This is a genomic window from Streptomyces sp. NPDC046716 (assembly GCF_040645755.1).
GTDB lineage: Bacteria > Actinomycetota > Actinomycetes > Streptomycetales > Streptomycetaceae > Streptomyces.
Genome location: NZ_JBEYYU010000009.1, coordinates 1 through 14495 on the forward strand (window position 1 = coordinate 1; position 14495 = coordinate 14495).

12 protein-coding genes are annotated in these 14495 nt (G+C 70.8%); 11 read left to right on the forward strand and 1 reads right to left on the reverse strand.

What is annotated here, in order from left to right:
- Positions 1 to 169 precede the first annotated feature (169 nt).
- A complete protein-coding gene (locus ABZ930_RS09185; RefSeq protein ID WP_361543982.1) occupies positions 170 to 1138 on the reverse strand; it encodes an ABC transporter substrate-binding protein in 969 nt (322 codons plus the stop codon).
- 456 nt (positions 1139 to 1594) lie between these two features.
- On the opposite strand from ABZ930_RS09185, the gene ABZ930_RS09190 reads away from it, so the two are divergent.
- The 11 genes from ABZ930_RS09190 (at position 1595) to ABZ930_RS09240 (ending at position 14287) form a co-directional block, all read left to right on the forward strand.
- The gene (locus tag ABZ930_RS09190) at positions 1595 to 2470 is read left to right on the forward strand and encodes an amino acid ABC transporter permease (RefSeq protein WP_361543984.1); all 876 of its coding nucleotides are present in this window, start codon (positions 1595 to 1597) and stop codon (positions 2468 to 2470) included.
- Positions 2467 to 4251, forward strand: coding sequence for an FAD/NAD(P)-binding protein (locus tag ABZ930_RS09195; protein WP_361543987.1), 1785 nt, complete (start codon positions 2467 to 2469; stop codon positions 4249 to 4251). The genes ABZ930_RS09190 and ABZ930_RS09195 overlap by 4 nt, the downstream gene beginning before the upstream one ends.
- Positions 4252 to 4311: 60 nt before the next feature.
- Positions 4312 to 5211, forward strand: coding sequence for an amino acid ABC transporter permease (locus ABZ930_RS09200; RefSeq protein ID WP_361543990.1), 900 nt, complete (start codon positions 4312 to 4314; stop codon positions 5209 to 5211).
- The gene (locus tag ABZ930_RS09205; protein WP_361543993.1) at positions 5208 to 5969 is read left to right on the forward strand and encodes an amino acid ABC transporter ATP-binding protein; all 762 of its coding nucleotides are present in this window, start codon (positions 5208 to 5210) and stop codon (positions 5967 to 5969) included. The genes ABZ930_RS09200 and ABZ930_RS09205 overlap by 4 nt, the downstream gene beginning before the upstream one ends.
- 44 nt (positions 5970 to 6013) lie before the next feature.
- Positions 6014 to 6982 (forward strand): ABC transporter substrate-binding protein, encoded by a 969-nt coding sequence (locus ABZ930_RS09210; protein WP_361543996.1) that lies wholly within the window; start codon positions 6014 to 6016, stop codon positions 6980 to 6982.
- A gap of 139 nt (positions 6983 to 7121) precedes the next feature.
- The gene (locus tag ABZ930_RS09215) at positions 7122 to 8180 is read left to right on the forward strand and encodes an LLM class flavin-dependent oxidoreductase (RefSeq protein ID WP_361543999.1); all 1059 of its coding nucleotides are present in this window, start codon (positions 7122 to 7124) and stop codon (positions 8178 to 8180) included.
- The gene (locus ABZ930_RS09220) at positions 8177 to 9463 is read left to right on the forward strand and encodes an LLM class flavin-dependent oxidoreductase (protein WP_361544002.1); all 1287 of its coding nucleotides are present in this window, start codon (positions 8177 to 8179) and stop codon (positions 9461 to 9463) included. The genes ABZ930_RS09215 and ABZ930_RS09220 overlap by 4 nt, the downstream gene beginning before the upstream one ends.
- Positions 9460 to 10212 carry a DUF1684 domain-containing protein gene (locus ABZ930_RS09225; RefSeq protein WP_361544005.1) on the forward strand — a complete coding sequence of 251 codons (753 nt, stop codon included), beginning with the start codon at positions 9460 to 9462 and terminating at the stop codon, positions 10210 to 10212. Before ABZ930_RS09220 ends, ABZ930_RS09225 begins: the two co-directional genes overlap by 4 nt.
- A 259-nt stretch (positions 10213 to 10471) precedes the next feature.
- Positions 10472 to 11377 carry a S1 family peptidase gene (locus tag ABZ930_RS09230; protein WP_361544008.1) on the forward strand — a complete coding sequence of 302 codons (906 nt, stop codon included), beginning with the start codon at positions 10472 to 10474 and terminating at the stop codon, positions 11375 to 11377.
- Positions 11378 to 11588: 211 nt separating this feature from the next.
- Complete coding sequence (locus tag ABZ930_RS09235) at positions 11589 to 12422, forward strand: slipin family protein (protein ID WP_361544011.1); 834 nt, start codon at positions 11589 to 11591, stop codon at positions 12420 to 12422.
- A 782-nt stretch (positions 12423 to 13204) separates the two neighbouring features.
- The gene (locus ABZ930_RS09240; protein ID WP_361544014.1) at positions 13205 to 14287 is read left to right on the forward strand and encodes a S1 family peptidase; all 1083 of its coding nucleotides are present in this window, start codon (positions 13205 to 13207) and stop codon (positions 14285 to 14287) included.
- The last annotated feature ends 208 nt before the right edge of the window (positions 14288 to 14495 follow it).

Here is a 14495-nt window from a genome sequence, read left to right on the forward strand (position 1 = left end):
CCCATCCGCTGCTGGTCCACGATGATCGCCGTCGTCAGACCGTCGAGGACGTCCACCTCGGGACGGGACAGCGACGGCCTGAAGCGAGCTGCGCTCGCTCAGGGGCGCGGGGGGCGCGGGGAACTGCGCGATCAGCCCCCACCGGGCCGCGGACAAGGAACCGACGGGATCAGTCCTTGATCTCCGGCGGGGAGATCCGGGACGTGCCGATCGACGAGTCCGACGTACCCCACTTGGCGAGGATCTTCCGGTAGGTGCCGTCCGCGATCAACCGGTTCACCGCGGAGCGGAACGCGGGGGCGAGCGGCGTCCCCTTCTTGAACGCGAACCCCACATCCAGCCGATGGAACTCGTTGAGGAACCGCAGCCCCTCCTGATGCGCCACCCCGTAGCGCAGCCCGTTGATGGTGCTCATCACCACGTCACTGCGCCCCTGCTGAAGCGACGACCAGACCGCGCTCGGCTCGGCGTACGTCTTCACGTCGTACGGCTTCTTGCCCGCCTTCTCGCACAGCCCCTTGTTCTCCTCCAGCGTCGTCTCGAAGGTGGTGCCGGCGCCGGTCGCGACGTTCAGGCCGCACAGCTGGGTCAGATCGGTGACCTTCTTCAGGTCGCTGTCCTCGCGGACGGCGAAGCCCTGGCCGTCGTTGATGTACGTGACGAAGTCGATGGTCCTGCGGCGCTCGTCGGTGACGCCGAAGTTCCCGGTGCCGAGGTCGTACTTGCCGCTGTCGAGGGCCGGAAGGATCGCCTCGAAGCTCGCGACCTGCTGGTCGAGCTTGATGCCGAGCACCTTGCCGACCGCGTTCGCGAAGTCGATGTCCTGCCCGACGACGGTCTTCCCGTCCGGCAGATACGTGGAGTTGGGCGGAGTCCCGCCCACGCTCACGGCGATGGTGACGCTGCCGCTCTTGCGGACGGACGCGGGGAGCAGCTTCGCCGACGCGGGATCCTTCGCGACGGAGGACACGACGTCCTTCGTCGGGATCTTGTCGCTCGCGGCGCCGGCCGGCGCCGCGTCGTCCGCGCCGTCCCCCGAGCCGCAGGCCGTCAGCCCCAGCGTGGCGACGGTGATCAGGGCAAAAGCGGAGAGCGCGGAGGAAACGGGCAGTCTGGAGGTACGGGTGGAGGAGCGCATGGCGGAGAGATGTGCCCTTCGATGGCAAGAGGAACCGGCTGGGCGAGGGGAGCGTGCAGCAGGGTGAGGGCGCGTACCTGGAAAAGGGAGTGGGACGCGTCGAAGTGCGGCTGAGAAGCCGCCGAGGGAAAAGCCGGGAAGAAAAGAAGAAGCGACGCGCTCAGAGGCGTCGGAAGGGCATCAACAGGACGCGGACCACACGCGACCGAAGTCGATGTGGGAGCGGGTGACCAGCCACTGCTGCGGATGCATGGGCATCAGTGGAACAGGCATCCGGTTCGGCGTCAACTCACTTGAGACGCGCGGCTCACAGTCTGGACAGCCTTGACAGACGGTGTGACAGGCCCCGTACTCTCGGTGCGGGACCGCTGCTGAGGGGCTCGGCCCGACAGGTACGCACGGCAGGTGTGACGGCAGGACCGTACTGGACGGGACTCCAGCCCACGGAGCCTTCCCATGTCCTCACTTCCCCTGTCCTCGGACACCCGTCCGTCCCCCTCGGATCCCCTGGCCGAGGCGCCACCCGGCGAGGTCGCCGCCGCCCCCCGGATCGTCCCGCGCCGCCGCACCGGACAGTGGACCGCCGCGGCCGTCGTGCTCGTCCTCCTCGGCCTCGCGGTGAACTCGGTGCTGCGCAACGAAGCGTTCCAGTGGGACGTCGTCGCCGACTACTTCACCACCGCCGCCGTGCTGCGCGGACTCTGGCTCACGCTGTGGCTGACCGCGCTCGTCATGGCGCTCGGCTTCGCCTTCGGCACCCTGCTCGCCGTCATGCGACTGTCCGCCAACCCCGTGCTGCGCGCGGTGAGTTGGGGCTACGTCTGGCTGTTCAGGTCGGTGCCGATCCTGGTGCAGCTGCTGTTCTGGTTCAACATCGGCGCCCTGTACCCCCGGGTCCTCGGAGTGAAGACCGTCGATCTCTTCGGGCCCGTCACCGTCGCCATCATCGGACTGACCCTGCACGAGGCCGCGTACGCCGCCGAAGTGGTGCGCGGCGGCATCCTCTCCGTGGACCGGGGGCAGGTCGAGGCGGCCCAGTCCCTCGGGCTCGGCCGGTACCGGCGCTGGCGCCGGATCGTGCTGCCGCAGGCCATGCGGGCCATCGTGCCGCCGGCCGGGAACATGCTGATCGGCACCCTCAAGGGCACCTCCATCGTCAGCGTCATCGCCGTGCAGGACCTGCTCTACTCGGTGCAGCTCGTCTACCACCGCACCTACCAGGTCATCCCGCTGCTGCTCGTCGCCACCATCTGGTACGTCGTGGTGACCTCGCTGCTCAGCGTCGGCCAGTACTACGTCGAGCGGCACTACGCGCGCGGGACGCGGCGATGAGTCCCGTACGGCAGTCCCTGGTGATCGTGGGGGCCGGGCCGCGGGGGACCGGCGTCCTGGAGCGCCTCGCCGCCAACGCGGCAGAGCTGAAGGGCGAGTTGGCGCTCGATGTGCATCTCGTCGATCCCTACCCGCCCGGCGGCGGGCGGATCTGGCGGCGCGAGCAGTCGCCGCTGCTGTGGATGAACTCGCAGGCCCAGGACGTCACCATGTTCACCGACGACACCGTGGAGGTGGCCGGGCCCGTGGTGCCGGGACCCGTGCTGCACGAGTGGGCCGGGATCGACGGGCGGACCTTCGCCGACCGGCGCCGGCAGGGCGGCTATCTGCGATGGGTGTACGAGCGGGCCGTCGCCGCGCTGCCCGCCGGGGTCAGCGTCCGCCATCACCCCCGGCGCGCCCTGCGCGTCTCCGGGACGCGCCACGGCCGCCAGCAGGTGTGGCTGGACGGCGTGGAGCATCCGCTGTCCGCCGACGCCGTCGTCCTCACCCAGGGCCACCTCGACGCCGAACTCGATGAGGAGCAGGAGGAGTTGAGCGCGTACGCCGCACGGCACGGGCTCGTGCACCTGCCGCCCGACTTCACCGCCGACTCCGACCTGAGCGCGCTCGCGCCCGGCCAGGACGTGCTCGTCCGCGGCTTCGGGCTCGCCTTCGTCGACCTGATGGTGCTGCTGACGGAAGGGCGGGGCGGACGGTTCGACGGGGACACGTACGTGCCCTCGGGGCGGGAACCCGTCCTGCACGTCGGGTCCCGGCGAGGGGTGCCCTACCACTCCAAGCTGGGCTACGACTGGGGCGCGGGGGAGCGGCCGCCGCTGCCCCGCTTCCTCGGCCCCGCGCAGATCGACGAACTCCTCGCGAAGGAGGGCGGGTTCGGGCCCGACGACTTCCGGCGCGAACTGTGGCCGCTCATCGACAAGGAACTCGGCTACGCGCACTACCACCGCCTGTTCACCGCCCACCCCGAGCGCACGAGCGTCGCCTGGGACGTCTTCGAGGAGAAGTACGCCGCCGCGCCGCCGCTCGGCGCCGAACAGCAGGCGCTCGTCGCCGCCACCGTGCCCGACCCCGCCGACCGGCTGGACCTCGCCGCCCTCGACCGCCCGCTCGACGGCGTGCGCTACGGCTCGTACGAGGAACTGCAGGCGGGCCTGCGCGGCCACATCGCCGACGACCTGGAGCGCCGCCACGACCCGGCGCACAGCCCCGACCTCGCCGTCTTCCTCGGCCTGCTCTCCGTGTACGGGCAGCTCGTCCGGCTCGGCGACGTCGGCCCCTGGTGGCACGGGTTCTTCAGCTATCTGGCCTCCGGACCGCCCGGCCCGCGCCTGCGCCAACTGCTCGCGCTGTCCCGCGCGGGCGTCGTGAAATTCGTCGGCGCCGACATGCGGATCGAGGCGCGGGACGGCGTCTTCCGCGCCACGAGCGCCAGCGCGCCGGGCGTCAGGACCGAGGCCCGCGCACTCGTCGAGGCCCGCCTCCCGCAGCCGACCCTCGCCCGCACCCGGGACCTGCTGCTGCGCACCCTCCACGAGGAGGGCGCCCGCGCGACCGACGCGGGACTGCTCGCCGTCGCCCCGTCCGACGGACGCGTCCTGTACCGCGACGGCGCCGCCCACCCGCGCCGCTTCGCCCTCGGCCCGCACACCGACGCGCGCGGCGCCGGCGCCTTCACCCGCCCGCGCACCAACGGCCCGTCGTTCCGGCAGAACGACGCCACCGCCCGCGCCGTCCTCGCGCTGCTGCACGACCTCTCCTGTCGCGCCACCGCCGCCTGAGCCCGCCCCGCTCGCGCACCCCGTTCGCCCGTCTCCGCCCGTCCGTCTCCGAGGACACCCATGTCTCTGACCAGTGATCCACCCCTGGGCACCACCGATACCGACACCGCCGCCGAAGCGCCGAAGGACGCCTACGCGCACCTCAAGGTCGTCCCCGTACGCCATCCCCTGCGCTGGGTGGCCATCGTCGTGACCGCCGTGCTGCTCGCCCAGTTCGCGCACGGTCTGGCCACCAACTCCGGCTGGGAATGGGCGGTGTTCGCGGAGTTCTTCACCGCGGACGTCATCCTCAAGGCCGTCTGGACGACGCTCCAGCTCACCGCCTACGGCACGGCGCTCGGCTTCGCCCTCGGCATCGTCATCGCGTTCATGCGGCTGTCGAGCAGCCGCTTCCTGCGGACGGTGGCGTTCGGCTACATCTGGGCGTTCCGCTCGATCCCGCTGATCGTGCAGCTGCTGTTCTGGTTCAACCTGGCCTACCTGTACAAGCGGCTGACGTTCGGGATCCCCTTCGGACCCGGCTTCTTCTCCTTCGACACGATGGGGCTCGTCGGCGCCATGAGCGCCGCCGTCCTCGGGCTCGCCCTGCACCAGGCCGCGTACGCCGCCGAGATCGTGCGCGGTGGCGTACTCGCCGTCGACGGCGGCCAGTTGGAGGCCGCGGCCGCCCTCGGCATCCCGCGGCTGCGGCAGATCCGCCGCATCGTGCTGCCGCAGGCGATGCGCTCGATCCTGCCCAACGCCGCCAACGAGGTCATCTCCCTCTTCAAGGGCACCTCGATCGTCTCCGTCATGGCGATCGGCGAACTCTTCTACCAGGTGCAGGTCATCTACGGCCGAAACGGCCGCGTCGTGCCCCTGCTGATGGTCGCCACCGCCTGGTACATCCTCCTGACCAGCGCGCTCTCCGTACTCCAGCACTACGTGGAGCGCCACTTCGCGAAAGGTTCCACCCGATGAGCGCCATGGTGGACATCAGGTCCGTGCACAAGAGCTTCGGCTCCGTCGAGGTGCTGCGGGGCATCGACCTGGAGGTGCGGGCCGGCGAGGTCACCGTCGTCCTCGGCCCCTCCGGCTCCGGCAAGTCGACGCTGCTGCGCACCATCAACCATCTGGAGAAGGTCGACAGCGGCTGGATCAGCGTCGACGGACAGCTCGTCGGCTACCGCCGCTCCGGAGACAAGCTGTACGAGCTGCGCGAGCGCGAGATCCTCAGGCAGCGCACCCACATCGGCTTCGTCTTCCAGAACTTCCATCTCTTCCCGCACCTGACGGTCCTGGAGAACATCGTCGAGGCCCCGGTCTCGGCGCTCAAGCGGCCCCGCGCCGAGGTGGTGGAGAGCGCCCGTGCGCTGCTCGACCGCGTCGGTCTCGCCGACAAGGCCGACGCCTATCCGCGTCAGCTCTCCGGCGGCCAGCAGCAGCGCGTCGCCATCGCCCGGGCCCTCGCCCTGGAACCCAAGCTGCTCCTCTTCGACGAGCCGACGTCCGCGCTCGACCCCGAACTGGTCGGCGAGGTCCTCGACGTCATCCGCGACCTCGCCCGGCAGGGCACCACGATGATCGTCGTCACGCACGAGATCGGCTTCGCCCGCGAGGTCGCCGACACCGTGGTGTTCATGGACGAGGGCCGCATCGTCGAGCGGGGCGCCCCCGGCGACGTACTGGACGCGCCGCGCGAGGACCGCACCCGCACGTTCCTCTCCAAGGTCCTCTGACCTCCCGAACCTCCCTTCCCTTCATGACATCGAGGAGTACGAAGATGCTGTCCCGCCGCACCCTGACCGCCTCCGTCGCCGCGCTCGCCCTGGCCCCCCTGCTCACCGCCTGCGGAGGGGACAGCGACGCCGCGACCACCGGCGCCGGCACGAAGAAGGTCGGGAACATCAACATCGGTCCCGACCAGCACCGCATCCGCGGCAAGAAGGTCGACGAGATCGCCGCGCTGCTGCCCGCGGCCGTCCGCGAGCGCGGCACGCTGCGGCTCGGCGGCAGCGCCGACGCCTCGCCGCCACTCGGCTTCTTCGCCACCGACGACAAGACCCGCATCGGCTCCGAACTCGATCTCGCCGTCCTCGTCGCCGACACCCTCGGGCTCAAGCTCCATCAGGAGCAGGTGAGTTGGGAGAACCTGTTCGTCGGGCTCGATAGCGGCAAGTTCGACGCCGTCTTCTCCAACGTCACCGTCACCGAGGAGCGCAAGGAGAAGTACGACTTCGCCACGTACCGGCTCGACAACATCGCCTTCGAGGCGAAGAAGGGCACGAGCTGGCGGGTGAAGAAGCCCGCGGACGTCGCGGGGAAGACCATCGCCGTCTCCTCCGGCACCAACCAGGAGAAGATCCTCGTCGACTGGAGCAGGCGCAACGAGAAGGCGGGCCGCAAGCCCGTCACCATCAAGTACTTCCAGAAGGACACGGACTACTACCTGGCGCTCCAGTCCGGGCGCATCGACGCCTACCTGGGCCCCAGTCCGGCCTCCTCCTACCACGTGGCGTCCGCCGGACAGTCGCAGATCATCGGCACCATCTCCGGCGGCGGCGACGAGGTCCAGGGCGAGATCGCCGCGACGACGAAGAAGGGGAGCGGGCTCGTCGACGCCTATGCCGCCGCGCTGAACCATGTCATCGCCGACGGGTCGTACGCGCGGGTGCTGAAGCGGTGGGGGCTGTCCAGCGAGGCCGTGTCGAAGTCCGTGGTCAACCCTCAGGGGCTGCCCAAGACCTCGTAGGCGGTGCCGGGAGCTGTGGGTGACCGGCCGCGGGTCTCGTCGTGGCCGGTCGCGCCCACGCGGCGAAGCCGCATATCGATACAGCCCCGCGCCCCTGGCTGCGCTGTTCTCCTCCCCGATGAAAGGTTCCCCCCCCGCCATGCTGCACCTCGCCGCCGGCGTCGATCTCGCCGACACCTACGAACCCGCGCCCTACCTGGAGCTCGCCCGGCTCGCCGAGCACGGGGCGCTGGACTTCGTGACGTTGCACGACACCTTCGCCGCGCCCGGAGCCGACGCGCTCGCCGTGTTGTCGCGGCTCGCCCCGGAGACCTCCCGGATCGGGCTCGTGCCCACCGTCACCACCACCCACACCGAGCCGTTCCACGTGCAGGCCGCCGTCGCCACCCTCGACTGGGTGAGCCGGGGGCGGGCGGGCTGGCGCCCCGACGTGTCGCCGGGCGACGACGAGGCGCTGCTCTTCGGACGGCTGACCACGGTCCCGCCGCCCGCCGACCTGTGGCACGAGGCCGGTGAGGTCGTCGACGTGGCCAAGCGGCTGTGGGACAGCTGGGAGGACGACGCCGAGATCCGGGACGTCGCCACCGGCCGCTTCATCGACCGCGACAAGCTGCACTACGTCGACTTCGAGGGCCGGACGTTCTCCGTGCGCGGCCCGTCGATCGTGCCCCGGCCGCCCCAGGGCCGGCCCGTCGTCGTCGTGGACGCCACCCAGCCGTACGCGTACGACGTCGCGGCCCGGCACGCCGACGTCGCGCTCGTCGGCGTCTCCGATCCCGACCAGCTCGCCGCCGCCCGGAGCGGACTGCGGCGCCGGGCCGGCGAGCACGGCCGCGACCCGGACGAGCTGCGGGTGCTCGCCGCGCTCCGCATCGACCTCGGCGGCGGCGAGCACGCCGCCCAGCCCGGCCACGGCGGCGGACCGCTGCCCACCGGCGAAGGGCCGCTGTACCGGGGCGGTCCCGTCGACCTGGCCGATCTGATCGCCGCCTGGTACCGGGCGGGCGCCGCCGACGGTTTCCACCTCACCCCGCTCGACCCGCGCCGCGACCTGGAGCGCCTCGTCAACGGCACCGTGCCGCTGCTCCAGCACCGCGGCCTGTTCCGCACCTTCTATCCGGGCAGCACCCTGCGCGAACACCTGGGACTCGCCCGGCCCGCCAGCCAGTACGCAGCCGCCCCGGGGGCCCGCTCATGACCAGGCAGATCCATCTCGCCGCCCACTTCCCGGGCGTCAACAACACCACCGTGTGGGCCGATCCGCGCTCGAAGTCCCAGATCGACTTCGCCTCCTTCGAGCACCTGGGCCGCACCGCCGAACGCGGCCTGTTCGACTTCTTCTTCCTCGCCGAAGGGCTCCGCCTGCGCGAGCAGCGCGGCCGCATCCACGACCTGGACGTCGTCGGCCGCCCCGAGTCGATCACCGTGCTCAACGCGCTCGCCGCGGTGACCGGCAAACTGGGCCTCGCCGCCACCGTCAACGCCACCTTCAACGAGCCGTTCGACACCGCCCGCCGCTTCGCCACCCTCGACCACCTCAGCGGCGGCCGCGCCGCCTGGAACGTGGTCACCTCCTCCGACGCGTTCACCGGCGAGAACTTCCGCCGCGGCGGCTACCTCGCCCGCGCCGACCGCTACACACGCGCCGCCGAATTCGTGGAGCTGGCACGGGAGTTGTGGGACGCGGGCACCGACCACCCCGTCCGCCACCAGGGGCGGCACTTCACCGTGGAGGGCGACTTCACCGTGCCCCGCCCGCCCCAGGGCCACCCCGTCGTCATCCAGGCCGGGGACTCCGCCGAGGGCCGCGAGTTCGCCGCGTCCGCCGCCGACGTCATCTTCACCCGGCACGGCACCCTGGAGGCGGGGCAGTCCTTCTACGCCGATGTGAAGGCACGGCTCGCGGCGTACGGGCGCGAGCCGGACGACCTCAAGATCATGCCGGGGGTCACCGTCGTGCTCGGCGACACCGCGGCGGAGGCACAGGAGCGGGCCGCCGAGATCCGGCGGCAGCAGGTCTCCCCGCAGACCGCGATCCTCGCCCTGGAACAGGTGTGGGGCGTGGACCTCTCCTCCTACGATCCCGACGGACCGCTGCCCGACATCGACCCGGTCCCCGACTCCGGCCTCTCCCAGGGCCGCACCCGGCGCGGAGACGTCTTCGAGATCGCCGAGAAGTGGCGGGCGGTCTCCCGCGCCAAGGGCCTGTCCATCCGGCAGACCGTGATCGAGACGACCGGCCGGCAGTCGTTCATCGGAACGCCCGACGCGGTCGCCGCCGAACTCGACGCCTTCGTACAGGGCCGCGCCGCCGACGGATTCATCCTCGTCCCGCACCTGACCCCCGGCGGCCTCGACGCCTTCGTGGACCGGGTCGTCCCCCTGCTCCAGGAACGCGGCGTCTTCCGCACGGAATACACCGGTTCCACCCTGCGCTCCCATCTGGGACTGCGCACTCCCGAAAGGATCCTCACCGCATGACCGACGCCGCCGACGCCTGGAAGCAGTGGCACGAAGCACGGACCGCGTCCGTCGCCGCGCCCCACGGGCCCCTCTCGCTCACCGGCACGCACTGGCTCGACGACTATCCGGACGGCAAACTTCCGGCCATCCCCGGGGAGTGGCGGACGGACGGTGACGCCGTCGTGCGCACCCTCGACGGCGTGGAGACCCGGTTCGGCCCCGACGCCACCGTCGCGCTCGGCGAGCGGCGGCTCGTCGTGATCGTCCGCGAAGGGCTGTGGGGCGTACGGGACTTCGACCCGGCCGCGCCCGCCCGCGCGGCGTTCCTGGAGTCGGCGGGCATCGACGCCACTCCGTACGACCCGCGCTGGTCGGTCGAGGGCCGCTTCACCCCGTACCCGGACGGGACCACGGACGTCCGCGTGGAGAACGCCGACGGCAGGAAGCGGGCACTCGGACTCGCGGGGGAACTCGCCTTCACGCTCGCCGGGCAGGAGCACACGCTGCAGGTCGCGCGGCAGGCGGACGGCCGGCTCTGGGCCGTGTTCGCCGACGCCACCAGTGGCCGCACCAGTTACCGGTTCCGCTTCCTGTACCCGGCCGCGCCCGACGCCGACGGCCGCACGACCGTGGACCTCAACCGGGCGACGCTGCCGCCGTGCGCCTTCGCGGATCACTTCGTCTGCCCCTTCCCGCCCCCGGGCAACACCCTCACCGTGGGAATCGAGGCGGGGGAGCGGAACCCGGCGGCGCCCCGGACCGTCTGACAGGTCGAGCCGAGCCCCGACGGCCCTCGTGCGCACCGTACGAGGGAAGCCGCCGGGGCAGGACGTCGTGGGGTACGGAGATCCGGTGGAAGGCCGAAAGGCGCCCTTGTGCGGGGTAGTTGAGAGACCGAATACTCCCGAACAGCGCTTGTCAGGGTCACGGCGTGTTCGGAATCCGGACCACTCCCGTGCCCTTGACCGCGCCTCACGGGCCCCGACCCCACGCGGGCCCCCGACTCTCCTCAGGAGGGAACGACCAGTGAGGATCAAGCGCACCACCCCCCGTAGCGGCGTAGCGAGACGGACCGGGCTGATCGCCGCGGGCACCGGACTGCTGGCCGTGGCAGCGTTCACCATCCCCTCCGCGCAGGCCGCGGAGAACCCGACGTTCAGTGCGGCCCAGCTCACCCGCGCCAGCGACGCCGTCGAGGCGGCCGACATCGGCGGTACCGCCTGGGCTGTCGACGCGAAGACCGGCAAGGTCCTCGTCACCGTCGACAGCACCGTGTCGCAGGCCGAGATCAACAAGATCACGGAACAGGCCGGCAGCAATGCGGGCGCGCTCCGGATCGAGCGGACGAACGGCACCTTCAAGAAGCTGATCGCCGGCGGCGACGCCATCTACGGCGGCGCCTACCGCTGTTCCCTCGGCTTCAACGTCCAGGACAACAGCGGCAATTACTACTTCCTGACCGCGGGCCACTGCGGTGAGGTCGCCTCCACCTGGTACTCGAACTCCGCGAAGACCACGGTGCTGGGTTCGAACGTGAGCTACAGCTTCCCCACCAACGACTACGCGCTGGTGAAGTACAGCAACAGCTCGGTCACCAAGTCCGGCACCGCGGGCAACACGGACATCAAGAGCGCGGCCACACCGAGCGTGGGCACCGCGGTCACCCGTGACGGCTCCACCACCGGCATCCACAGCGGCAAGGTCACCGGGCTCAACGCCACCGTGAACTACGGCAGCGGCGACATCGTCTACGGCATGATCCAGACCAACGTCTGCGCCGAGGGCGGCGACTCCGGTGGCGCCCTCTACTCCACGAGCGGCGTGGCCTACGGTCTGACCTCGGGCGGCAGCGGCAACTGCACGTCCGGCGGCACGACGTTCTTCCAGCCGGTCACCGAGGCGCTCAGCGTGTACGGCGTCCACGTGTTCTGACCGCACCACCCGCACCACCTGCGCCGATCGCACCGGCTGTACGTCTGTACGTCTGTACGTCTGTGCGGCACCGCGGCCACCAGTGGAAGCCCCCGTCCGGCAGCGCACCGGGCGGGGGCTCTCCCGTACCGCCCCGCACGGAGTTACCGTCGAAGTGCGCGCCTGAACCACGCGCCCGATGCGCCCACTTCGGACCCCGGGGGGCCGTGCGATGGTCGAGGAACTGGTGGTGGCGGGAGCGGCCGTCGTCTGCGCCGCAGCGGTGTACACGATGGCGGCGGCCCGCGTCGTCAAACAGTACGAGCGCGGGGTGGTGTTCCGCCTGGGTCGGCTGACCTCGTCGGTGCGCGGCCCCGGGCTCACGATGATCCTGCCGGGCGTCGACCGGATCCGTAAGGTCAACATGCAGATCGTGACGATGCCGGTGCCCGCGCAGGACGGCATCACCCGGGACAACGTCACGGTGCGGGTGGACGCCGTCATCTACTTCAAGGTGGTCGATCCGGCCGAGGCCGTGGTGCAGGTCGAGGACTACCGCTTCGCGGTCTCCCAGATGGCGCAGACGTCCCTGCGTTCCATCATCGGCAAGAGCGACCTCGACGATCTGCTCTCCAACCGTGAACAGCTCAACCAGGGGCTTGAGTTGATGATCGACAGTCCGGCCGTCGGGTGGGGTGTGCAGATCGACCGGGTGGAGATCAAGGACGTGTCGCTGCCCGAGACCATGAAGCGGTCGATGGCGCGGCAGGCCGAGGCCGACCGGGAGCGGCGGGCCCGGGTCATCAACGCCGACGCGGAGCTTCAGGCGTCCAGGAAGCTGGCCGAGGCCGCGCAGCAGATGGAGGACACCCCGGCCGCGCTCCAGCTGCGGCTGCTGCAGACCGTGGTGGCGGTCGCCGCCGAGAAGAACTCGACGCTGGTGCTGCCGTTTCCGGTGGAGCTGCTGCGGTTTCTTGAGCGGGCGACGCCCTCGGGGGGCGCCGAGGGGGGCTCCGCCGAGGGGGCCGTTCGTCGGGGCGGCGCTGCGGAGGGTGACGCGCTGTAGGGCTTCTGTCGTGTGTCGGGTGCGGGCCGTCTGCGGCTGGGCGCGCAGTTCCTCGCGCCCCTGGGTGGGTTGGCCGTCGTGGTTGGGTGGCGGTCGGTGGGGCTTCTCGCGCGGTTCCTCGCGCCCCTGGTGGGGTGAGCTGTGGTGTGTGGGGTGTGGGTCGTCTGTGGTTGGGCGCGCAGTTCCTCGCGCCCCTGGGTGGGTTGGCCGTCGTGGTTGGGTGGCGGTCGGTGGGGCTTCTCGCGCGGTTCCTCGCGCCCCTGGTGGGGTGGGCTGTGGTGTGTGGGGTGCAGGGCGGTTGTGGTTGGGCGCGCAGTTCCTCGCGCCCCTGGTGGGGTGAGTTGTGGTGTGTGGGTCGTCTGTGGCTGGGCGCGCAGTTCCTCGCGCCCCTGGGTGGGTTGGCGGCCGTGGTTGGGTGGCGGTCGGTGGGGCTTCTCGCGCGGTTCCTCGCGACTCTGGTGGGGGAGCCGTGGTGTGTCGGGTGTGGCTGAGTGCGCCGTTTCTCGCGCCCCCGGCGGGGCGATTTCTGGACAGGACTAGTCCTCACCCTCTGCCCAACCGTGCGCGCACGGAGTGTTTGCTTTGGGGATCGCAGGCGGTCGACCTCGGCGGCGTTGGTGCGTGTAAGAGGTAAGGGGCGTACGCGGTTTGACGAATGCGCGTCCTGAAGTCGACCTTGTGTGCCCCCTGTGACGGTCGGGATAGTGGGCCCGTCAGCCTCATGGAACCCGGTACGTCCCCCACGACTTCCGGGCTCCCAACCCCCCACAGGAGGACGAGAGTTGAAGCACCGACGCATACCCAAGCGGCGCGTCGCCGTGGTCGGAGCGGGAATAGCCGCCCTGGCCGCCGCGGGCATCACCTTCCAGACTGCGAACGCCAGCACCGACACCCCTGACCTGACGCCGAAGAACCTCTCCGTGGCGAAGGCCGGAAACCTCGCCTCGACCCTGCACAAGGACCTCGGCGCGGACGCGGCGGGGAGCTACTACGACGCGAAGGCCAACCACCTCGTCGTCAACGTGCTCAGCAAGGACGCGGCGCAGACCGTCGAGGCGGCCGGCGCGCAGGCCAGAATCGTGCAGAACTCCCTGGCCGCGCTGAAGAGCGCCCGCACGACGCTGAAGAGCGAAGCCTCGATCCCGGGCACCTCCTGGGCCACGGACCCCGCCACCAACAAGGTCGTCGTCACCGCCGACCGCACGGTCAAGGGCGCCGACTGGCAGAAGCTGAACAAGGTCGTCGACGGCCTCGGCGCCAAGGCCGAACTCCAGCGCACCCAGGGTGAGTTCAAGACCTTCGTGTCCGGCGGCGACGCCATCTCGGGCGGCGGCGGCCGCTGCTCCCTCGGGTTCAACGTGGTCAAGGGCGGCCAGCCGTACTTCATCACGGCGGGCCACTGCACCGAGGCGATCTCCACCTGGTCCGACTCCAGCGGCCAGGAGATCGGCACGAACGAGGAGTCGAGCTTCCCCGACAACGACTTCGGGCTCGTGAAGTACACCGCGGACGTCCCCCACCCCAGCGAGGTGAACCTCTACAACGGCTCCGCGCAGGCGATCACCAAGGCCGGTGACGCGACCGTCGGCCAGAAGGTGACCCGCTCCGGCTCCACCACCCAGGTGCACGACGGCACCGTGACGGGCCTCGACGCCACCGTGAACTACGGCAACGGCGACATCGTGAACGGCCTCATCCAGACCGACGTCTGCGCCGAGCCCGGCGACAGCGGCGGCTCGCTGTTCTCCGGCGACACGGCGATCGGCCTCACCTCCGGCGGCAGCGGTGACTGCAGCTCGGGCGGCGAGACGTTCTTCCAGCCGGTCACGGAAGCGCTGTCCACGTTCGGCGCGGAAATCGGCTGACCGGTTTTCCCGGGGCACCCCGCACACGCGGGGTGCCCTTTTCCCGCGAAATTCTTGTGAAAGTTTTCACAAGCTCGCAAGGGACGTAAGACCCGAACCGTCCGCGCAGGTGGGGGAGGGTTCTGCTCGAGAGCGAATGATCTTCGCGGGACCTTCGGCCCGTAGGCCGGGGCCCTTTTCCACCGCTCGGACCGCACGAAAAGGTGTG